18 protein-coding genes are annotated in these 21,458 nt (G+C 45.7%); 15 read left to right on the top strand and 3 right to left on the bottom strand.

Annotation, left to right across the window (positions count from 1 at the left end; genetic code table 11):
• The first annotated feature begins 248 nt into the window (after positions 1 to 248).
• From V1L65_RS07040 to V1L65_RS06970, 15 genes are all read left to right on the top strand, one after another.
• Entirely contained in the window at positions 249 to 824 is a 576-nt protein-coding gene (locus V1L65_RS07040) for a TetR/AcrR family transcriptional regulator (RefSeq protein WP_331698400.1), read from the top strand.
• A 133-nt stretch (positions 825 to 957) separates the two neighbouring features.
• A complete protein-coding gene (locus V1L65_RS07035; RefSeq protein ID WP_331698399.1) occupies positions 958 to 2,976 on the top strand; it encodes a YhgE/Pip domain-containing protein in 2,019 nt (672 codons plus the stop codon).
• A gap of 168 nt (positions 2,977 to 3,144) precedes the next feature.
• Complete coding sequence (locus V1L65_RS07030; RefSeq protein WP_331698398.1) at positions 3,145 to 3,492, top strand: NAD(P)-dependent oxidoreductase; 348 nt, start codon at positions 3,145 to 3,147, stop codon at positions 3,490 to 3,492.
• A gap of 50 nt (positions 3,493 to 3,542) precedes the next feature.
• Complete coding sequence (locus V1L65_RS07025; RefSeq protein ID WP_331698397.1) at positions 3,543 to 4,496, top strand: carbon-nitrogen hydrolase family protein; 954 nt, start codon at positions 3,543 to 3,545, stop codon at positions 4,494 to 4,496.
• Positions 4,497 to 4,799: 303 nt separating this feature from the next.
• Complete coding sequence (locus V1L65_RS07020; RefSeq protein ID WP_331698396.1) at positions 4,800 to 5,480, top strand: queuosine precursor transporter; 681 nt, start codon at positions 4,800 to 4,802, stop codon at positions 5,478 to 5,480.
• A 192-nt stretch (positions 5,481 to 5,672) separates the two neighbouring features.
• Complete coding sequence (locus tag V1L65_RS07015) at positions 5,673 to 6,236, top strand: DUF1697 domain-containing protein (protein WP_331698395.1); 564 nt, start codon at positions 5,673 to 5,675, stop codon at positions 6,234 to 6,236.
• Positions 6,237 to 6,333: 97 nt separating this feature from the next.
• Positions 6,334 to 6,801, top strand: a complete 468-nt coding sequence (locus tag V1L65_RS07010) for an SRPBCC family protein (protein WP_331698394.1) — start codon at positions 6,334 to 6,336, stop codon at positions 6,799 to 6,801.
• Between the two features lie 256 nt (positions 6,802 to 7,057).
• On the top strand, positions 7,058 to 7,417 hold the full coding sequence (locus V1L65_RS07005) for a BlaI/MecI/CopY family transcriptional regulator (RefSeq protein WP_331698393.1): 360 nt from the start codon (positions 7,058 to 7,060) through the stop codon (positions 7,415 to 7,417).
• On the top strand, positions 7,414 to 9,168 hold the full coding sequence (locus tag V1L65_RS07000; protein ID WP_331698392.1) for a M56 family metallopeptidase: 1,755 nt from the start codon (positions 7,414 to 7,416) through the stop codon (positions 9,166 to 9,168). The genes V1L65_RS07005 and V1L65_RS07000 overlap by 4 nt, the downstream gene beginning before the upstream one ends.
• Before the next feature lie 577 nt (positions 9,169 to 9,745).
• Entirely contained in the window at positions 9,746 to 11,464 is a 1,719-nt protein-coding gene (locus V1L65_RS06995; protein WP_331698391.1) for a sensor histidine kinase, read from the top strand.
• Entirely contained in the window at positions 11,457 to 12,818 is a 1,362-nt protein-coding gene (locus tag V1L65_RS06990) for a response regulator transcription factor (RefSeq protein ID WP_331698390.1), read from the top strand. Before V1L65_RS06995 ends, V1L65_RS06990 begins: the two co-directional genes overlap by 8 nt.
• Positions 12,819 to 12,972: 154 nt before the next feature.
• On the top strand, positions 12,973 to 14,640 hold the full coding sequence (locus V1L65_RS06985; RefSeq protein WP_331698389.1) for an extracellular solute-binding protein: 1,668 nt from the start codon (positions 12,973 to 12,975) through the stop codon (positions 14,638 to 14,640).
• A 78-nt stretch (positions 14,641 to 14,718) separates the two neighbouring features.
• Positions 14,719 to 15,603 (top strand): ABC transporter permease, encoded by an 885-nt coding sequence (locus V1L65_RS06980; protein ID WP_331698388.1) that lies wholly within the window; start codon positions 14,719 to 14,721, stop codon positions 15,601 to 15,603.
• A 32-nt stretch (positions 15,604 to 15,635) separates the two neighbouring features.
• The gene (locus V1L65_RS06975) at positions 15,636 to 16,520 is read left to right on the top strand and encodes a carbohydrate ABC transporter permease (RefSeq protein ID WP_331698387.1); all 885 of its coding nucleotides are present in this window, start codon (positions 15,636 to 15,638) and stop codon (positions 16,518 to 16,520) included.
• 12 nt (positions 16,521 to 16,532) lie between these two features.
• The gene (locus V1L65_RS06970) at positions 16,533 to 18,056 is read left to right on the top strand and encodes a CehA/McbA family metallohydrolase (protein ID WP_331698386.1); all 1,524 of its coding nucleotides are present in this window, start codon (positions 16,533 to 16,535) and stop codon (positions 18,054 to 18,056) included.
• A 373-nt stretch (positions 18,057 to 18,429) separates the two neighbouring features.
• Here V1L65_RS06970 and V1L65_RS06965 read toward each other — a convergent pair whose 3' ends face one another.
• From V1L65_RS06965 to V1L65_RS06955, 3 genes are read right to left on the bottom strand one after another with little or no spacing between them, the layout of a single operon-like run.
• On the bottom strand, positions 18,430 to 19,224 hold the full coding sequence (locus tag V1L65_RS06965; RefSeq protein ID WP_331698385.1) for an ABC transporter ATP-binding protein: 795 nt from the start codon (positions 19,222 to 19,224) through the stop codon (positions 18,430 to 18,432).
• 11 nt (positions 19,225 to 19,235) lie between these two features.
• Positions 19,236 to 20,246, bottom strand: coding sequence for a FecCD family ABC transporter permease (locus tag V1L65_RS06960; protein WP_432500467.1), 1,011 nt, complete (start codon positions 20,244 to 20,246; stop codon positions 19,236 to 19,238).
• A 34-nt stretch (positions 20,247 to 20,280) separates the two neighbouring features.
• Positions 20,281 to 21,279: a FecCD family ABC transporter permease gene (locus V1L65_RS06955; protein WP_331698541.1), complete on the bottom strand. Its 999-nt coding sequence runs from the start codon at positions 21,277 to 21,279 to the stop codon at positions 20,281 to 20,283.
• Positions 21,280 to 21,458 lie beyond the last annotated feature (179 nt).

Below are 21,458 nucleotides of genomic sequence, written 5' to 3'. Positions count from 1 at the left end.
TTCGTTAAAGTTTCCAAACAAGTTTTTCGACAACCTGAGTTTTGCAGCAAGAGTGTAAAGTAGAGACTTTTTAGAGTTAGTCAGATAGGCAGCAATGATATTTTTCATTGTCAAAAAAAAATTTAGCAAAATAGGGTTGAACTTTTCATTTCAGCATGATATTATTTTTCCATTAACGAATTGACCGTTTTCTTATATTGGTCAATCGGTCAAAAAGTCGAACTTTTCACAAGAAGGAGGCGTTAGAAATGGCCATTGATCGGCGGCAGCTTATCGTTGAGGCGGCGGCAAAGTCTTTTTCGTTGTTCGGTTACAAGGCGACGACCATGGATGGAGTAGCCAAGATCGCGAATGTCGGCAAGGGCACGATATATACGTTTTTTACGAACAAGGAAGAGCTGTTCCAGGAAATTATGAATCGGATGATCGGCGATGTGAAGCGGCTGGTGGAGAAAGTAATCGATCCGGACAGAACGTTTTTCGATAATCTGAACGCGGCCTTGGAACTGCTGCTTGATTTCCGCGAGGAGCATGAGCTGGCGCTCAAGCTATCCCAGGAAGTGCGGGAAATCGGAACTCCGATGGCGGTTGAAGGTTTGCAGCAGTTGGAGCGGGCCGTAGTTGGCTATATTGCGAATCTGGTGAAAATCTCGGTGGATAAAGGCGAAATCAAGCCATGCGAACCGGAATTGACGGCTTTTGTTATGTTAAAGCTGTACATGGCGCTCACCGTCGAGTGGCAAAAGATTCATAAGCCTTTGGAAAAAGACCAGGTTGCGGAAAAACTGAGGTTTTATCTGGAACAAGGATTGGCGCCAGCGTAAGCGGGATGCCTTTTTTTACGGCTTAAAATGACCAGTTGTCCGTTCTGGTCAATCGGTTTTATTGTCGTTTTTGAGGAGCGGACTGAATAAGCAAGCTGATGAAGAAACAAACAATATTAAGGAGTGGATAACTATGAAAATGAAAGGCTTGCGGCAATTTGGCAAAGAATTGTCGGCAATTGCACGCAATAAAAAGGTGCTAATTCCGGTTATCGCTGTTTTGACCGTGCCGGTTATGTATACCGCGATGTTTTTGGGAGCGTTCTGGGATCCATATGCAAAAATGGAAGAGCTGCCTGTTGCGGTTATAAATTCGGATCAGGGCACTGAGTTTCAAGGCAAAGTCATGCATATCGGAGACGACTTCGAGGAAAAATTAAAGGAAAATCCGAAGTTTCAATGGTCCTTTGTAAGCAAGGAAGAAGCGGTTCAAGGTATGAAAGACAACAAATATTATATGGCGATTGAAATTCCGGAGGATTTTTCAGAAAAAACAACGTCGCTGACATCAGATAAGCCGGAGGCAGCAAAGCTTTTATTTCTTCCGAATGAAAGCTATAACTTCCTGGCCGCCCAAATCGGCAACACGGCTGTAGAGCAAATGAAAGCGATGCTGAACAAGGAAGTAACGGAAGTTTACACTCGGACCGTATTCGAGAAGCTGGAATCGGCGGCGGACGGCATTGTCCAAGCCAGCGACGGCGCAGGCAAAATTGCAGACGGCACAACAAAAGCGAAAGACGGCGCAGAGTTGTTGAAGGCGAATCTCGGTAAGTTGACTAGCGGTACAGTATCGCTGCAGGATGGGGCAGCCAAGCTGAATGAAGCGGGCAAGCAGCTTCAAAGCGGAGCCTCCGATTTGAAGGATGGGGCTGCGGCGCTGGAAGGCGGCCTTGGGCAGTTGACGGATGCTAGCGGACAGCTTGTTGGCGGCGCTGCAAACGCGCAGGACGGCGCATCGAAATTGGCGGGCGGCTTGACGGCTTCCGCAAACGGTACGGAGGAATTGAAGCAAGGTGCAGCAAACCTGGCGGCAGGACTTGAAGGAATGGCCGCTAACAACGAAGCATTGGCCAGCGACCCGAACTTCCAGGCACTGCTTGCTGCAAGCAAAGGGCTGGCGGGCGGTTTGGAGAAATCGGCGGCGGGCCAGCAAGAGCTGCTGGCGGGCGCAAACAATCTGGAAGCCGGCTTGAAGCAATTGGCTAGCGGAGCGGGCACCCTGCAAACCAAACTAGGCGAAGCCAAGGCTGGAGCAACCACATTGAGCGGCGGACTTGGGAAGCTGCAAGGAGGTACTGCTGAAATGTCCGCAGGCCTGAGCAAGCTTGCCGAATCCGTCGGCTCCATGACTTCTGGAGCGAAGCAGCTTGAAGAAGGCGCAACTAAAATGACATCCGGCTTGGTTGAACTGGAAGACGGCACGCATGAGCTGTCCTCAAAATTGAGCGACGCTACCACGCAAACTTCGGAGTTGTCGCTGACGGACGATATGGTCGGCATGTTTGCTGAACCGATCCAGCTAGATGTAGACCGTGTCACAGAGGTTCCAAACTACGGCACAGGCTTTGCGCCTTACTTCTTGTCTCTGGGCTTGTATGTCGGAGCTTTGCTGATCACGATTGTTTATTCGGTACGCGAACCGGCTATCAAGCCAGCCAACGGCTGGAGCTGGTTCTGGAGCAAGGCGCTGACGCTGATGCTGGTCGGTGCGATTCAGGCGCTGATTGCGGATGCCGCGCTGATCTTCCTCTTGAACCTGGAAGTACAGAACATGGGCATGTTCATCCTGTTCTCAATTGTAACAAGCATCACATTCATGATGCTGATCCAGTTCTTTGTCGCATCGATGGGCAACCCTGGACGTTTCGTAGCGATCGTGCTGCTGATTCTCCAGCTTACCAGCTCTGCCGGCACATTCCCGCTTGAGCTGATCCCTGGCTGGCTGCAGTATGTAACGCCTTGGCTGCCGATGACGTATTCCGTAGCCGGTCTCAAGGATGTTATCTCCAGTGGCGATATATCTCGCATGTGGGGCGATGCAGGAATGCTTGGCATTTATGCGGTTGTGTTCGCAGCGCTGACGCTGACGTACTTTATTATCAGACATCGCAACGAACGTGGCGAAAGCAATGAAATTGCCGCAGTTTAACGGCATGTATATGTAAGCTCTGATACAAGAAAAAGAAGATCGCCTCCACTGCCTGTTTATTAAGGCGGGAGGCGATCTTCTTTTTGTGCGTATTCTAAAGCTTATTCCTGATTTGTCAGCTTTTGTTCGAGCCGTTCAATGACCGTATCCAAAAGTAAGGAGGATGCTTTGAATAAGCTCAGAGAGTTAAATGAACAAGCCTTTTCACTGATGAAGGATAATTGTATTATTATTAATACATCCAGAGGTGCAGTCATTGATGAGGAAGCTTTCGTTAAGGAGCTTGAGAAAGGCAGATTTTTTGCGTGCTTGGATGTGACTGAACCTGAGCCGCCGGCGTTGGACCATCCTTTCCGCTGCTTGCCAAATGTCATCTTGACTTCGCATATAGCAGGAGCTGTAAATAATGGCCTCTATCGTATTGGAAAATATTTGATGCACGAACTGGCCAGCTTTATGGAAAACAAACTGCTGCACGGGGAAGTGAAGCGTGAGCACTTATCATCGATTGCCTGATTCGCAACAACATGCTGAGTAAATAATATATGCATGGCAGGAGGGAACACATGTCCAGATATGTAACGATTAGTACGATAGGCCCTTACAGTGCGATAGTTGCACCAGAGCTGTCGATGGAAGAGGCTGTTCCTATCGTGATCGAGCACCTATCCTCGAAAATACAGCAGGTGCTGCCAGACCAGCCGGATCTTATTGTTTTGCCTGAATTATGCGATAAGCCAGACCGATTTACAAGCGAGCAAAAAAAGGCATTTTATAAAGCGAGAGGCAATCGCGTGCTGAATGCTCTATCTGAGCTTGCCAGAAGTAATGAGTGTTATATCGTGTATCCTCATTGCAGAGAGCTTGATGACGGCACTTATCGCAATTCTGCAGCATTAATTGATAGAAATGGCAGGACAGTGGGCTATTATGACAAAAATTACCCAGTCGTCCCAAGTGAAACCGAATCTGATGGGATAGTCGCGGGAACAGATGCTGTAGTGCTGCAATGTGATTTTGGCACAGTCGGCTTTGCCATTTGCTTCGATCTTAACTATGATGCGCTGCGCCGCAAATATGAGATGCTGCGTCCAGATTTGATCGTATTCAGTTCTATGTACCATGGCGGCTTGATGCAGGCATACTGGGCTTATTCTTGCCGCGCGCACTTTGTAGGGGCCATTGCATTCGAGCCTCTCAGTACCATTTTATCACCGCTTGGCGAACAGCTTGCTGCATCGACTAATTATTATGATTACGTAACGCAAGCTGTCAATTTGGATTGTGCCGTTATACATCTTGATAACCATTATGATAAATTGCATCAGATGCGAGAAAAGTACGGCCGTAAGGTAAAGGTTGTTGATCCAGGCAATTTAGGCGCAGTGCTGATATCCAGTGAAAGCAATGAGTTCACTGTTCAGGATTTAGCGAAGGAATTTGATTTTATACGGATTGATGATTACTTGCGGCTTTCAGAAGCCAATCATCTTGAAACGTTAAGCAATAAACTAAAGTAGCTAGAAACCGGGGAGGGCTTATAGTAGAAGTCCTCTCTTTTTTTCATAATTATAACAGCTTGGTGAAAAGGATTGATAATAAACAATATTAAGCTTAGCCAGTTTGGGATTACTTGGAGGCACTTTATTGGAAACAAGGCTTGCTTTTTGGGCCTGTGCAAAGTTATTCTATTACTTGGGCATCGAACTGCCAGATCGACTCGGATAAACCGGCCCGTTATACATGAAGTCTTAATATGACTTGGCATCGCCAAGCGCGGTTCGAAAACTCCCGCGTAACCAAAACTAGGAGGAAAGGTATAGATGTTTAATTTTGGATGGGGTGTATTTTTTGTCCTCGTCAATTTTGCGCTGTTTCTTATTTGCTATCGCATGTTTGGGCGCAATGGCTTGTATGCTTGGGTAGGAATTGCCACTGTGCTGGCGAATATTCAAGTGACAAAGACGATTGAAATGTTCACCTTAGTAATGACGCTCGGTAACACGATGTACGGTACGATTTATTTAACGACGGATTTGCTGAATGAGAAGTATGGGGAAAAAGAGGCGCGCAAGGCGGTTTGGTTCGGCTTTTTCACCTTAATTATGACAACGATTGTGATGCAGATGGCGCTTGTGTTTCAGCCGCAGGCGGAAGATTTTGCCCAAGAGCATTTGGAAGTGATTTTCGGCATGCTGCCAAAGCTGATGATAGCAAGCTTAGCTGCTTATTTTACAAGCCAGTTTCTCGATGTTCGACTGTTCTCCATGCTCAAACGGATGTTTCCAAAGCCGCACCAGCTATGGATTCGCAACAATGGAAGCACGAGCGTAAGCCAATTGGTAGATTCCCTCGTCTTTTGCACAATAGCGTTTGCATGGGATTACAGCTTCGATATATGGTGGCAAATATTTATAACGACCTTTTTAATTAAATTTGTTATTTCAGTTGCTTCAACGCCTATTATTTATATCGCTCGCAGCTTTAAATTCAAGGACGAGTAGCAATGCACAAGTAAATAAGCTGTATGCAACAATCAAACTCAAACTTCTGGCTATTGAGCTATCTGATCAGTTTCCCGCAAACTGGCCGGATAGCTTTTATTATGTGGCAGATGGTTAGAATCCTTGACTTATTGCGAGCTCACTCATCTTTAGGTATGATGAAAATAATTCCATTTTGGGAGTGATCGCTAAATGACGACTTACATAGCTCTTTTGCGGGGCATTAATGTTGGAGGAAACAATAAAATCAAGATGGCCGATTTAAAGCAAGAGCTGGTGAAGCTGGGGTATGCCAATGCCCAAACGTATATCCAAAGCGGCAATATCGTTCTTACCTCTAATGAAAGCGAGAATGAGCTGAGAGATCGTCTTGAAGCGATGATCGCAGAGGCGTTCAAGCTGTCGATAAAGGTTGTCATTAGAAATGCAGATGAATTAAAAAAAATTGTTGCAGATTGCCCGTTTATGGATGAACAAATTGTCCAAGCCGATGGTGCTTCAGAGTTTCAAAGCTTGTATGTGACGATGCTGCTTGGCATGCCTGTGCAAGAAAAAGTGGACAAGCTAAAGCATGTGGAGGCTCCAGGCGAGCAATTCGTTATTCGGGGCAGGGATGTGTATTTGTTGTTTGACCAAAGCGTTCGCAATTCCAAGCTTTCGATACAAATGGATAAGCTGGGAACAACAGCAACGACGCGCAATTGGAAAACAATGAATAAGCTGGTTGCAATGGCTGATGAAATGACAAGTGGTTAATCGTTCCGAGCCTTACGTTTGCTTGCTGGTTTAGACAGCAAACGGAAGGAAATGCTATAGTAGAACAATCTTTAGAATAACGAAAGGGGCAACCGTAATGGCAACCTTGAATCATATACCAGTTGTTACTGCACAAATGATGATTAGAAAGTCTGTTGAACAGGTTTTTGAGGCTTTTACCGACCCGTCTATGACTACAAAATTTTGGTTTACAAAAAGCAGCGGAAGATTAGAAGCGGGAAGCCGAGTAAGATGGGACTGGGAAATGTACGGTGTTTCCGATGATATATTTGTAAAAGAAATCGAGAATAATAAGCGAATTCGAATCCAATGGTCGGATAGCACAGAGACCGAGTGGATATTTACCTCTAGAACTGAAAACGAAACCTTAGTTGCGATTACTAGCTCAGGATATACAGGAAATGGAAACGAAATCGTAAATCGAGCTGTTGATGATATGGGCGGATACATGATTGTGCTCTGCGGACTGAAGGCGCTGCTGGAACATAATATCATATTGAATCTCGTAGCGGACAAAGCTCCTGACGCAAACGTAAATTATTAATAATGTACTTTACGCCATGACACCGCCGACTTTAAAGTGGGCGGTTTTCTTTTTGAAAAAATGTGCTTGACGGAAGAGGTTTGTTGTGACAAACTATCCATAGATGGTTTGTTGTAATAAACCTTTTTTGAAGTATAGGAAAGTATAAGTTTTCACCTTATACCTGTTCCTATACTTCATGGGTAAACGCGCCTCCTTCGTTCAAGCGAAGGACGGCGGAGCCGTTTATCCTTGATTGAGATTGGGGGGAGAAAATATGGAGGAGCACAAATTATTCGATGCGGAGTATAAGTTTATTAGTTTAGTGTGGGAGCATGAGCCGCTCAATTCAACTGAGCTGTCCAAGCTTTGCTTGCAGGAGCTGGGCTGGAAGAAATCAACGACTTATAATATGATCCGCAAGCTTGTCGAGAGAGGCCTTTTGCAAAATGAGCAAGCGACTGTCACATCACTCGTAAAGCGCGAGCAGATTCAGAAGTACGAAAGCGAGGCTTTGCTGGAAAAAGCTTTTGACAATTCCTTGCCTACTTTTATTGCTGCATTTTTGAAGGATAAGAAGCTCTCTAAGGCAGAGGCGGAGGAAATTAAGAAAATGATTGAGGGTGCAGTCAAATGACAGAGCTGTTCATTGCGGTGCTGAATTTGAGTATTGTGGCAAGCTATACCGCTATACTTGTCATGATTGCCGGCTTTGTATTAAAGAAGCTGAAACTGCCGACTGTGTTTGCTTATGCGCTGTGGGCTATTGTGTTCATTCGTTTAATTATTCCGCTGTCGTTCGAAAGTAATGTCAGTATGATGCCAATCAACACCAATACGATTCCTTATCAATATTCAACTGCACCAAGTATTGATTCTGGCATCGCCGTAATCGATCAATCCGTGAACAAGGTGATCGAATCCTCACTGCCTGCTGCGCAACCAGCCAATTCTATAGACCCAATCGATATTATTTTGTATGCGGCAGCTTTCGTATGGCTGACTGGAATAGCTGTTTTGGCGACGTATGCTTTCATTTCGTATGTAAGACTGTATAGGAAGCTTTCGACAGCGACAAAGGTGCAGGGCAATGTGTTTGAGTCGGATCGGATTAGTGCGCCTTTCGTGCTGGGTCTGATTAAGCCAAAAATTTATTTACCGCTTGGATTATCAGGAGAACAGCTGTCATACATTGTGCAGCATGAACAGACCCATATTCGCAGGTTCGATTACTTGACGAAACCGATTGCTTTTTTAATCACGATTATTCATTGGTTTAATCCACTAGCCTGGCTATCCTACAATTGGATGATCAAGGATATGGAAATGTCTTGTGACGAGAGTGTAATGAAAAAGTCCAAGGGAGATGCACGCGCCGCATATTCTTACGCCTTGCTGTCTATGGCAGCCAAGCAAAGCGGTTTTCCAAGCCCGATCTCTTTTGGCGAAAGCGATGTAAAAGGAAGGATCAGAAATATTATGAGCTATAAAAAACCTGTTATTTGGCTGGGCAGTCTGGCTGCCGCGCTACTTATTATTTTTGCCGTCAGTCTGTTATCGAATCCTTTGCGAGCTATGGAGCCGGCAGGACAGTATGAACAGGCCTGGAAGAATCGGACTCCTTATATCGGCAATGGAGGGAAGGTCAGCAGCATTAGCGGCGGACTGCCATATCCAGCGCCTTTCAAATATGACCATATTCAGCTTCAAACCGAAAAAGAGCCATTCGGCTTGACCGTATATATTGCAATAAACGAAGAAGCTGCAGCCGCTGCTAACGGGCTAACTCCTGCTCAGCAGCTAGCGCTCGCTGCGCCTGAATTTCATCGAAATGCGCTGCTGATGTTCGGTTTGATTGGCAATGCAGGGGAGATTGTGTTTCAAATCAAAGATGAACCGGAAGAGAGCAGCTTGTTCTACACAAGGGAGTGGGCGCAAGCGCAAGTGGAGCAGCCGCTTTTTGAAGCAACAGAAAAAAGCGAAGAATTTGAGGAGTTTGCTAAAAAAGCGGATGAAAGGGTTGTTCAGGATCAAGTAACGGCGGTTGTTGAAGGCTTTGGCCAAAGCTTAAAGCAAGTCAGAATTGCAACCGTGCCTGCAGAACAGACCGAAGCGTTGATGGATCAATTTTATGCGCCTTATGTCACAGCTGAGCAGATGGCGAAGTGGAAGCAAAATATGGAGCTTGTCCCAGGCAGGGAGCTATCCAGTCCTTGGCCGGAAAGAATTGATATCGATTCTATTGCTATAGAGGGCGAAGACTCTTGCCTTGTAAAAGGGAATATAATAGGGATGGCGAGCACAGGCGAAGCGGGCAAAATAGAAGTAGAATTGACGGTTGTGCGCGAGAACGGCCAGTGGAAAATCAATAGCTTTGAAGAAAAATAGTAGAAGCAATAACAGTCAAAAATATTCTTTTGCTCCCTGGGCAGAGGATATTTTTTTATTAAATTCTAATAATTTTAACTCAACTTTCGCAATTGATGAACTTCTAAGGGTTGCCACAAACGCTATTCGTGCAAATTTGATGGTTTAAATTTTCTAACGGTTGCAATTGCGCTTAATTTCCCAAAAAGCACTGATTTTGCTTGAGAAAGGGTATAATAGCGCTCGTGACAACCATTACATTCTCAAATAAGCTAAAATAATCGAAATAGCCTCTCTGGCAACCGTAAGCAATTATGGCAGTAGATTATGAGGGTGTGTTTTGCCATACGAATCGGTGCTTTCTAAAATATTGAAACAACTGCAAGTTTTCACCTTATACTTGTCCTATATCTTATCGGTAAACTCGCCTTCGTTAAAGCGAAGGACGGTAGAGCCGTTTAACCTAGTATCTAGTTATTATTGTTGAAAGATTGTATTCCTTGGTGTATTATGCAAATAATTCTATTCAGCGCCTTTTCGCATTATTCTTCGACTTCTATTAAGGAAAGTAGGTCGCCAGATGCTTTTTCCTAAAACGTTGAAAAATAGACTTATCGTGCTTCTCCTGCTCTGCTCCTTGTTTCCGCTAGTTTTTATCGGTTCCATTACCTATTCCTCCATGTATGCTATTTTGAAAAACAGATCCGAGAAAGGTATTACGAGCAATCTTCATAATGTCCGTCTTTCCTTTGAAAATACGCTCAGTCAATTGAACCATGCATCTCAGCAGCTTGTGTTTGAAGGCCGCATAGGCAATAAAATCAATGCCTATCTTACGACCAGCAACTTGTTTGAGAAGAAACAGCTATACGAAGAAATCGAGAGCGAGATTAGCTTAATCCACTTCACAAATCCTTCCCTTGGCTTAATTTTTTATTATATCGCCGAAACGAATGAAACGATATTTCAAAACTCACATGTCCGAGAAGATTTTAATATTTTTGAGCTGCCGCTGCTGGCGGAGCAATTGAAATTTACTTATTACGGGCCGCATCTGTCCCTTAATCCGCTGGATGGCTACAAGGTGCTTTCTGTTGTGCGCAAGGTGGAATTTCCCAATCGTGATGATGTTTATTTGTATATGGAAACTGATTTTAAATTGACGGATCGCATATTGAATACAGACGATATGGTCAAGGATACGTTTTATTTTTTTGTGGATACGAACGGTCGCATCGCCTATAGCGAGAATGAGGAAGATTTCCCAGCAGGCAGCCTGATCGATATGTCTTACCAGGAAGCGAGTATGCAAAAGGATTATTATGTTTTTGAAGAGCTGAGCAATCAATCGTGGAGGATTGTAGCGGCGATATCCAAATCAACCTATGAGCGCGAAATTAATCGCTGGATCAGCCAGTTTGTATTTTTTGCAGCATTGTCACTTATTGTCGGCTGTTTGCTTGCGTTTATTATTTGGCGGATGATTTATTCGCCGCTTCTGCATTTGCAAAAAAATATACGGCGGTTAAAAAACGGCCGAATGTCAGAGCTCCCGAGCCTGAAGGAAAATGTTGCTTTGGAATTTGCAGAAATTCATCATGAGTTTTCAACGATGCGGCTGCGTATCGATGAGCTGATTACAGATATTGATCACAATGCAGAGAGCCGCAGGCTGCTGGAAATCGAAAATCTTTTGTATAAAATCAACCCTCATTTTATACATAATACGCTAGATACAATTCGCTGGCAGGCGAGAGTCAACGGGCAGCATGAGACAGACAAGCTCGTTTCTACATTGAATAGATTGCTTCATTATAATCTTGGAAAAGGGCAAATGGCACCGATCGAGGAGGAAATAGCAGCGCTCAAAAATTATGTCATGCTGCAGGGGGTACGCTATAACTTCCAGTTTGATGTGCAGATACAAGCAGATCCTGACCTGCTGAAGCTGCCAGTCCCAAGATTTATTTTACAGCCGCTTGTTGAGAACTCTATTTCTCATGGGTTGAAAAATAAGGGCGGAGATCAGGGGGTTATTGAAGTTATCGTTCGAGAGGAAAACGCCACGCATATTACAATTGCCGTACGCGATAATGGCTATGGCATGACGGAAGATGAGGTTGAGCGCATGCTGGCAGGAGAGGACGGTATCGCGAGCAGAACGGGCATGGGAATCGGCTGGCAATATGTAAGACGCATGCTTGAGCTGAATTTTCCCGGTACAGCCAGTATGGATATACAAAGCAGCTTGGGCAAGGGAACGATTATTACTTTATGTTTGCCGATCGTTGTAAAGGGGGAAGAGCAAGGTGCGTAACGTGATGGTCGTTGATGATGATTATTTGGTAAGACAGGGGTTTATTCGAATTATGCCTTGGGAGCGATTCGGCATGGCCGTGACCTGCGAGGCAAGCAATGGGCTGGAAGCTTTGGAGCTGCTTGAAAAGCATACGGTAGATTTGCTTATAACCGATTTGGCGATGCCTGTTATGACGGGACTGGAGCTGATGAAGCAGGTTAAAGTACGGTATCCGCGTATTCATATGGTTGTGTTGACCTTTCATCATGAATTTGAGCTGATCCGGGATGCGCTTCGACTTGGGGCATTGGATTATATTACAAAGCTGGAGCTTGAAGGCGATCAGATGGAGTCTATTTTGCAGCGGATTGTGAGCCGCATCGATGACCAGCAATTGCCTGTCCATACCCAATCTCAGGCTCATATGGACTCTGTGATGGAGCAAGATGCGATATGTACGGTATCCAGGCTGCTGCCTCAGGAGAAAGAGCTAGTATGGACGATCATTGAGGGTAAAGATGTGAATGAATTGCAAAAAGAGGCATGGCAGGGAGCGACGGGGCAAAAAGATAAACATGCTCTGGATCAAGTGTACGTGATGTGGCAAGGCGTAAAAGGGCTGCAGAAGGAACAGCTGCTGGGAAGGCTGCGCATGGACGGAGAGCGATTAATGTTTTATGAGTTTCAAGCGGGCAAGCACTACTATGAGCTGCCTGTCGACTGTTTGCAGGACGTACAGCAAGTGAGCAAGGAGGACGTTACACAGTTAGGCGTTTCCTGGTCGCAGCTTTCCTGGATAACGGATAAGGAATTGTTTGAACGATTGCTGGAGCAAACCGCAGCTATTCGGCTGCCATTAGGCCAGTTGGAGCAAATGCTGTATATTGCGATGGAGGAATGGAGCAAATACTTCGACCGGTCGATTATCGGTTTTGATGAGCAGCGCAAGCCGCAAATATGGCAGGAATGGGTGGACTGGCTTGAGATGATGCGACAGCGCATGCAGCAGGAAGGCGGCGGGCTGCCTTATTCGGAGGAGGTAGTAGCCAGTATTATGAAGGCTGTCGACTATGTGAAGCAGGAACTCAAGCATGACATTCAGCTTCCCGACATTGCCAGAAGGGTTTGTATGAGCCGCAGCTACTTCAGCCGCTGCTTTCGTGATATTGTCGGCACGACTTTTCAGGATTTTGTAAGAGATATAAGAGTTGAGCATGCCAAAACCTTGCTTAGCCAGACCAATCGTTCCATAAGCTGGATCGCTTCGCAATCCGGCTATCCAAATGAACGGTATTTTGGAAAAGTATTCCGGCAGACTACAGGGCTGTTGCCAAGAGATTACCGGAAAGCTGGGCAGAAAAGTCACAAATAATCTTCAATAAAGTGCAATATGATCTTTTAAAAGGTTCGCCTGCAGGCAGTAATGAGACGTTTTGAGCCGCAACTCAGGACGTATAATAGCACCTGCGGGCATTTTTGTTTTATATAATACATTTGAAAGCGATTACAAGTGAGGAGGGTTTAAGTTGATAAAATCTAAAATGCTCGGATTCATTTGTGCAATGCTCGTTTTATCTTTATTGTTGGCAGCTTGTTCTGGTGAAAAGATACCAACCAGTACGAGTAGCGGTGAAAAAAGCCCGGCCCCTGCTTCCACGCAAGCAGCAGAGACCAAAAAGCCTGATGCCGAGGTGCAGATCGATCCTTACCGTCTGCCTGAGCCTGTTGAGTTCACAACGTTCAAGCATGTCGGGGCGGATGCTAAGCTGCCGTCAGGCGATACAGTAGAGGACAATCAATACTCGAGGTATTTAAAAGAAAAGTCCAATATTTCCGTCAAAATATTATGGTACGCCTCAGGCAATGATTTTGAGCAAAAATCCAAGCTGTCGATTGGCAGCGGCGATATCCCCGATGTAATGATCGTAGACGAGCAAACGTTCCGCACGCTCGCCCGCGCCGGCCAATTAGAGGACTTGACAGAAGTATTTGAGAAGTACCAGGCTCCGCTTACAAAGGAGCTGTACGCTTCCACTAACAATAAGGCGATTGAAAAAGCAACGATTGACGGCAAGCTGCTTGCCATTCCGAACATATCTGTGCAGGCAGACTCCGTAAGCATGCTGTTTGTACGCCAGGACTGGCTAGACAAACTGCAGCTTGAAGGGCCTAAAACACTCGCTGATGTAGAGAAAATAGCGAAGGCATTTGTGGATAACAAAATGGGCGGCGACAATACAATCGGGCTTACTGCGGACGGACTGGATGTTCTGCAAAAAGCGGGCCGTCATAATTTGAAAGGGCTGTATGCTACTTTCCGCGCTTATCCTGGCAACTGGATTAAGGATGCCGGCGGCAATATCGTCTATGGCTCAATTCAGCCGGAAACGAAGCAAGCGCTTGGCAAAATCCGCGAAATGTATGAGACCGGCTTAATTGATAAGGAATTCGCGCTGCGCAAGGATACGGATCAGACGGTTATTTCCGGCAAAGCAGGCATGTTCTTTGGCCCATGGTGGTCGGGCGGCGTCGTTCGCGACACGTATGCCAATGATCCGAATGCTGTATTTAAAGTGTATATGCTGGAGGATGAAAAAGGACAAATTAACAATTTACAGGTGCCGGTCAGCCAGAAGTTTATCGTAGTGAAGAAGGGCTTCAAGCATCCTGAGGCGGCAGTCGTATACGCCAACAATTATATTCGGGCAGAACGAAAAGCTGATCCGGATGCAACGAAGCTGGATACGACGATCAGCACAGAGTTTTGGCCAATTGGCAACGGGACATTCGACTATGCGGATGCTGTAGAAAGAAAGTCGAATATATTGGCAGATGCGCTTGCCGGACGCGTTGATGCGGGTACTTTGGCGCCAGAGATGAAAATTCTTTATGATTTTGCCAAAGCAGATGAAGCAGCGCCTAGAGCCGACCTGGCAGGCTGGGGCAAGTTCTGGGGCTATACAGAGCCTGCGGAAATGCTGAAGCTGCCGATGAACTCGCTGTTTAATGAATTTACAATTACGACCAAGACGATGGACCGCAAATGGGCAAATCTGAAAAAATTAGAGGATGAAATGTTCTTTGCAATCGTTATGGGCAATAAGCCGCTGGATGATTTCGATAAGTTTGTTGCAGATTGGAAATCTCAGGGCGGCGACGAAATTACGAAGGAAATCAATGACGAAATGAAATAAGAGTGATATCAGAAAAGCATCATCACGAGCAGATCTGGTGATGCTTTTCTACTTCTACAGCGAGGCAGGGAGGATACGATGAAAAGCTTTCAGAAGCATTATCATATGATGCTGTTTCCAGGTATCGTTCTACTGATCATCTTTTCCACGATACCGCTCTTTGGCGTTATGATCGCCTTTCAAGATTTTAATATAGGACAGGGAATAAAAAACTCACCTTGGATTGGGCTTGAAAACTTCACCTATCTGTTTCAAATCAAAGACAGCAGAGTCATCTTTTTTAATACCGTATTCATCGCTACGGGTAAAATCGTTGCGGGGCTGGTCGTGCCCGTTATTTTCGCTGTGCTGCTTAATGAGTTAAGAAATGCTATTTTCAAAAGATGGGTGCAGACGATCGTTTATTTGCCGCACTTTATATCCTGGGTTATTCTCGCAGGCGTGCTGATTGAAATGCTGTCTATGGACGGCATCATAAACGGCGCCATTGAAGCAATGGGCGGAAAGAAAATTATGTTTCTCGCGAGCAATGACTGGTTTCCTTGGATTATTATCGGCTCAGACACTTGGAAGGATTTCGGCTTCGGAGCTATTATTTATTTGGCCGCGCTTGCCGGCATAGATCCAACCCTGTATGAGGCTGCTGAAATAGATGGCGCAAGCCGCTTCCAAAAAATCCGTTACATTACGATGCCAAGCTTGGTGCCAACAATTATTTTGCTGGCAACACTTAGCATCGGCAATATTTTGAACGCAGGCTTTGATCAAATTTTTAATTTGTATAATCCGCTTGTATATCCTTCGGGTGACGTAATCGATACGTATGTTTACCGGGTGGGGCTCGTTCAAGCACAGTACGGTTTCGCCACTGCTGTTGGGCTGCTTAAGTCCGGCATTGGATTTGTGCTCATTATTGTATCGTATCGGCTGGCTTATCAATTTGCTAATTATCGCATTTTTTAAATTGTGCATGACTGACGGGAGGTGTTCTGTAATTGGTACAAGATAAAACAATTTCCGCGCGCGCCTGGAACTGGATTTTGATCGCAATGATGGCTGCTATATCGTTTAGTTCGCTTGCGCCTGTCATTCATACGATAGCCGTTTCCTTCAGTGATATGTCGGCAGCGGCGGGAGGCTTCGTCACCTTTTGGCCGGTTGGGTTCAATATTGAGTCCTATCGTAAAATTATTGATGATCCGCATTTCCTTAATGCCTTTCTAGTATCGCTCAAAAGAGTGCTGCTCGGCGGTTCGATTAACTTTATATTGACGGTATTAATTGCTTATCCGCTCTCGCGAAGCGGGAAGGAATTTAAGATGAGACATTACTATATGTGGTTTATTTTATTCAATATGCTGTTTACGGGCGGGATTATCCCATTGTATTTGGTTGTCAAATCGCTCGGCATGTTTAATACGCTTTGGGCGCTTGTGCTGCCTGGCGCTGTGCCGGTGTTCAATGTTATTTTGCTCATGAATTTTTTTAGAAATTTACCAAAGGAATTAAGCGAGGCAGGACTGATCGACGGGGCAGGACCGTGGTATATGCTGTTCAAGGTGTTTTTGCCGCTATCGCTGCCTGCAATGGCGACGGTCACACTGTTCAGTGTCGTCAACCATTGGAATTCCTTCTTTGACGGCATGATTTTTATGCGCAGTGTCGAAAATTATCCGCTGCAAACGTATATTCAGCAGCTGGTCGTTCAACTTTCGCCAGAGCTGATCGATTCCTCTAACGCCGAGCTGCTTGCCAAAATGTCTGATAAAACATTAAATGCAGCGAAAATAATGGTGTCGATGCTTCCGATTTTGCTGGTATATCCATTTTTGCAGCGTTATTTTATCCACGGGATTATGCTTGGATCTGTGAAGGAGTAAGGAGGAAGCGCAATGAGCGGGCACGAAGGCATGGAGGCAACCAAACGTTATAATGAAAGCTCCAACAGTAATTGGAGTAGGATAGAGATCAATAGAGTAATTAAGCAAGAAGAGCAGCGGGCCTATTATATAGAGCTGCCTTTTGAGGTGCCGGAGCAAACAGAAATGATTCATGTCAGTATGGAATATACACCGCTTGGGGAAGGAGCGGTTACGATTGATCTTGGCATTTGCAGTCCTGAGCGTGTGCGCGGCTGGAGCGGCGGCGCCAGGAAGGAATTTTATGTTGGCCTTGAAAAGGCAACTCCTGGTTATTTGCCAGGACCGCTTAACAAGGGGATATGGCATATCCTTCTTGGCGCCTATCGCATTCCGAACGCTGGCTGTGAGGTGAAGGTGCATATTCGCTGTGAGCATATGGTCAAGAGATGGCTGAAAGGCGATTTGCACAGCCACACTCAGCATAGCGATGGCACTTATACGCTTCAGGAAGCTGGAGAGATAATGGAGCAGCTAGGCTGTGATTTTATTGCGACGACCGATCACAATACCGTCAGCCAAAACTTTGCGCACCCCAAAGAGAGCAGCCTTGTATTCATTCCTGGTATAGAGCTGACAACTAATCGCGGACATATTAACTTTCTTGGCGTGGCCGATCCGGTGAAAGATTTTCGCGTAAGGCAGTCTGAGGATATGGCAGAGCATATTCAAGCGGCTAAGGAGCAAGAAGCTAAAGTTGTGCTTAACCATCCGCATTGCGAGTATTGTCCGTGGGAGTGGGGCTTTGAGCATGACTATGATTGGGTAGAAGTATGGAACGGGCCATGGACAGAGCGCAATCAACGGGCGCTCGACTGGTGGCAGGAGCAGCTGGCAAGCGGGAGGCGGCTTGTTGCAGTAGGAGGAAGCGATGTGCATCGACCGCATATTTACATGAAGCATGCCATGCCTACGACATGGGTGTACAGCGAGTCCCGCACCATTCATGGCATCCTGCAAGGAATTGGGCAGGGACATGTTTTTTTGAGCTATTCGCCAGACGGGCCGATCATTGAGCATACGATTGGAAGTTTTATGATAGGAGATTGCATTGAGGGGGAGGAGGGGGAACAACGTAAAGAGCCGGCTAAAGGGCAAGTAAAGGAGCAAGCTCAAGAGAAAGTAAATGAACAATCTAAAGAACAACTAACTGAACAATTAAATGAACAAACTCGAGAGCAAGTAAATGAGCAGTCTGAAAAACAACTAGCTTCACAACTAGATGTGCCAGTTAACGATACTTGTCGTAATCCCAGTGCGGTAGTTTCCAACCTAACGCTAAGTAATGTGATGGCGGGTGATCAAATTAAAATTATATCTGACGTTGGCGTAGAGGAAGTTGTCGAAGTTGTTGTAAGCGGTGAACTGCATTATAGTTGGGAGCTAGAGAATAGAAAGTTTTATCGTATAGAAGTTTGGCGTTATTTTGATGAGGTTAAACTAACGCTGCTGGCTGCTATGAGCAATCCTATTTATTTGCGTAATATGGAACATTGATGACTTCTAACGGTTGCCACAAACGCTAATCGAGCTAAAATCACGGATTAAATTTTCTAATGGTTGCCATTGAGCCTATTCCCCAAAAAATCGCTGATTTCTTCGAAATATGGTGCAATAACGCTCATAGCAACCGTTAGATGTTCAGACGAGCTAAAATAATCGAAATAGCCTCGCTGACAACCGTTAGAGCAGATTCGCGAGGTAGGCTTTGTTCAAGGCTGCCGTGCCTATCATTGTATGTCCGCAATGAATCGGCACCTTCCTCAGATTCGTTACAGATTCGCGCACTGCATTGCTGCACTCGTACGCAAAGCCGTGCAAATAACCTCAAGTCCGCACCCCATCACTAGCCGCCCCGCCCGTTAAGCATCTAATTAATTTTGCGGCCTTTGCCGTAAGGGATGCATAATGGCGTGCCGAATATCGGATCTTGTGTAATCTGGCATTTCATATCAAATACGTCGTCGATCAATTTCTCATTGACGATTAGCTCTGGCGCGCCTTGAGCATAAATTTGCCCGTCCTTAACGGCGACAATATGATGCGCATAGCGGCAGGCCAGGTTAATATCGTGCAGCACCATAACGATCGTTCTATGCTCATCTTGATTCAAGTCATACAGTAAATCGAGAATTTCGATTTGGTGGGTCATATCAAGGTAGGTTGTAGGCTCGTCCAGCAAAATAGTTGCCGTATTTTGCGCAAGTGTCATTGCGATCCATGCCCGCTGCCGCTGACCGCCAGATAAAGAATCTACCGAGCGATCAGCAAATTCATCCATATGTGTAACCTGCAGCGCTTTTTTTACCATCTTCTCATCTTCATGCGACCATTGCTGCAGGAAGCTTTGGTAAGGATATCGGCCTTGTTTGACAAGCTGCTGTACAGTAAGCCCCTCCGGCGCTATCGGTCCTTGCGGCAAAATAGCAAGTCGGCGGGCAATTTCTTTGCTTGAAAGCTTGGCGATTTGCTGACCGTCCAAAATGATTGCGCCCTCCTGAGGCTTAAGCAGCCGCGCAAGCGAACGGAGCAGTGTCGATTTGCCGCAGCCGTTGCTGCCGATAAAAACGGTTGTTTTGCCTTTAGGAATAAGTAAATCCAAATTAGAGAAAATCGGCTTTTTGCCATAAGATAATGTAAGACCGTTGGCTTGTATAATAGACATCGTACTACTCCTCACGATCTGCGGTGGCGATACAGCAGGTAAATAAAGAATGGCGCTCCGATAGCTGCTGTAAACACACCCGCGGGAATATCCAGCGGAATAAAGGCCACTCTTGCCACAAGATCAGATAATAACAAAACTAAAGAACCAATCAGCGCTGATACCGGAATGACGCCTCCATAGGCTGGACCGACAAGCTTTCTTGCAATATGAGGGGCCATCAGGCCAATAAAATTGATTGCACCGCCGATGGCGACTGCAACTCCTGCAAGCGCAACGCTTATGATGAGCAAAATTGTTCTTTTGGCATGAACAGAGCTGCCTACGCTGGACGCGACATCATCGCCCAGCTCCTGCACATTCAAATGCCGCGCGAAGATAAATGCGATAGGCAGAAGCACGGCAATCCAGGGCAGCAATGTGTACACATCGCGTTCCCAGGATACGCCATATATGCTGCCTGTCATAAATGTGAAGGCTTTAACCGCTACTGCTGTTGGCGTAAAGGAAGCCGTTAAAATGAGCATATAGGTGAAGGCCGTTAAAGCCGTTGCCATGCCGATCCCGATCAGGACGAGGCGAAGCGGCGTTATGCCGCGCCGATAAGCAAATAAATAAATGAGAAATGCGGCAAAAAAAGCACCCGCAATGGAACTGATCGGCATAAAACGAATGCTGACATGTGAAAAATATAGTATGAAAATTACGGTACCGAGTGAAGCGCCGCCTGTAATGCCAATTATGTCCGGCGAGGTCAGCGGATTACGTACTATGCCTTGCAGCAAGGCCCCGGATACTGCAAGCGCGGCGCCAACCATAACTGCAATAAGCACACGCGGCATGCGCAGCGTTTTGATAATTCTGCTATCGGCTGAATCGCCCCCGTCGAACAGGGTACGGATAACATCAAAGGGATGAATTACTTTGCTCCCTAACCCGACACATACAATTATAGCGGCAATATTAAGTATAAGAAGAGAAGCCATGATCACTAAGGTGCGGCGTTCCATGGCAAAGGACATGCCAGCAATACGAATGATAAGTTTACCTTGCAAATTAACCGCGCTCCCCTCTTCTAGCGATATAAACAAAGAAAGGAACACCAATAATTGCTGTCATGACGCCAACAGGAACTTCCTTTGGAAAAGAAATATATCTTGAGCCAATATCAGCAGCAAGCAGCAGAACGCCGCCTAGCACAGCACAATACGGAATGACCCAGCGGTAATCAATGCCAACCAAATAACGTGTAATATGAGGAATAATTATGCCGACAAAAGCGATGGGGCCTGCGATGGATACCGAACCCCCAGCAAGCAGAACAATGATGACACCAGCAGCAAGCTTGATAAAAATTGTTTTTTGGCCGAGGCCTGTTGCAACGTCTTCGCCTAGCGCAAGCAGGTTCATGTGACGTGCAATAATATAAGCGCCAACAAATGCGATGCCCATGTATGGAGCAGCTGTTGTAAAAAGACTCAAATCACGGCCGGCAACCGAACCGACAAACCAAAACAGAACCTGGTCAAAGGTTTGTCCGCCAGTCAGCAAAATACCTAATGACAAGGAGGAGAAAAATGCCGTCATGGCTGCTCCTGCCAGTGTTATTTTGATTGGCGTCAGGCCATCGCTGCCAATCGAGCCGAGTATATAGACGATGAGCGCAGTAAACGCAGCACCGGCAAATGCCAGTCCGGCAAAGGTGGACATGCTGCTTGCGCCGAAGAAGGCCGAGCCTGTAACGATAAAAAAGGCAGCACCTGCATTTATTCCAAATATGCTGGGAGATGCAATAGGATTTCTAGTAATGCCCTGCATAAGCGCTCCGGCGACGGCAAGGCCGCCTCCTGCAAAAGCAGCAATTAAAGCACGCGGCACTCTTGCTGTCTGTACTATCAAATGCTCTTGTGAACCATTGAATTGTGTATAGGATTGAACAATCGTATTCCAGCTTATATTCGTTACTCCGAATGCCACACTGCAGACCATCCCACAGATAAATAAGACGATTCCGAGCAGCAGCCCCACTATTTTAAGACTGCGCGTATGAAGCAGTGAATTCGTCACAAAAATTCCCTCTTATCCTGTTAAAGTTACTTTGATGTTATTAATAGAAGCAATAATACTTTAGTCATTCTAGGCTAAGATGGGCTCAGTGTCAATAATTATGAGAATCATTATCAAATTAATATTGACAATAGAAAAGTTGCTTGTTATTATTATTTAGCTTGTTA

The sequence above is a fragment of the Paenibacillus sp. IITD108 genome (genome assembly GCF_036541265.1).
Lineage (GTDB): Bacteria > Bacillota > Bacilli > Paenibacillales > Paenibacillaceae > Pristimantibacillus.
This window is presented reverse-complemented; position numbering and strand designations above follow the sequence as displayed.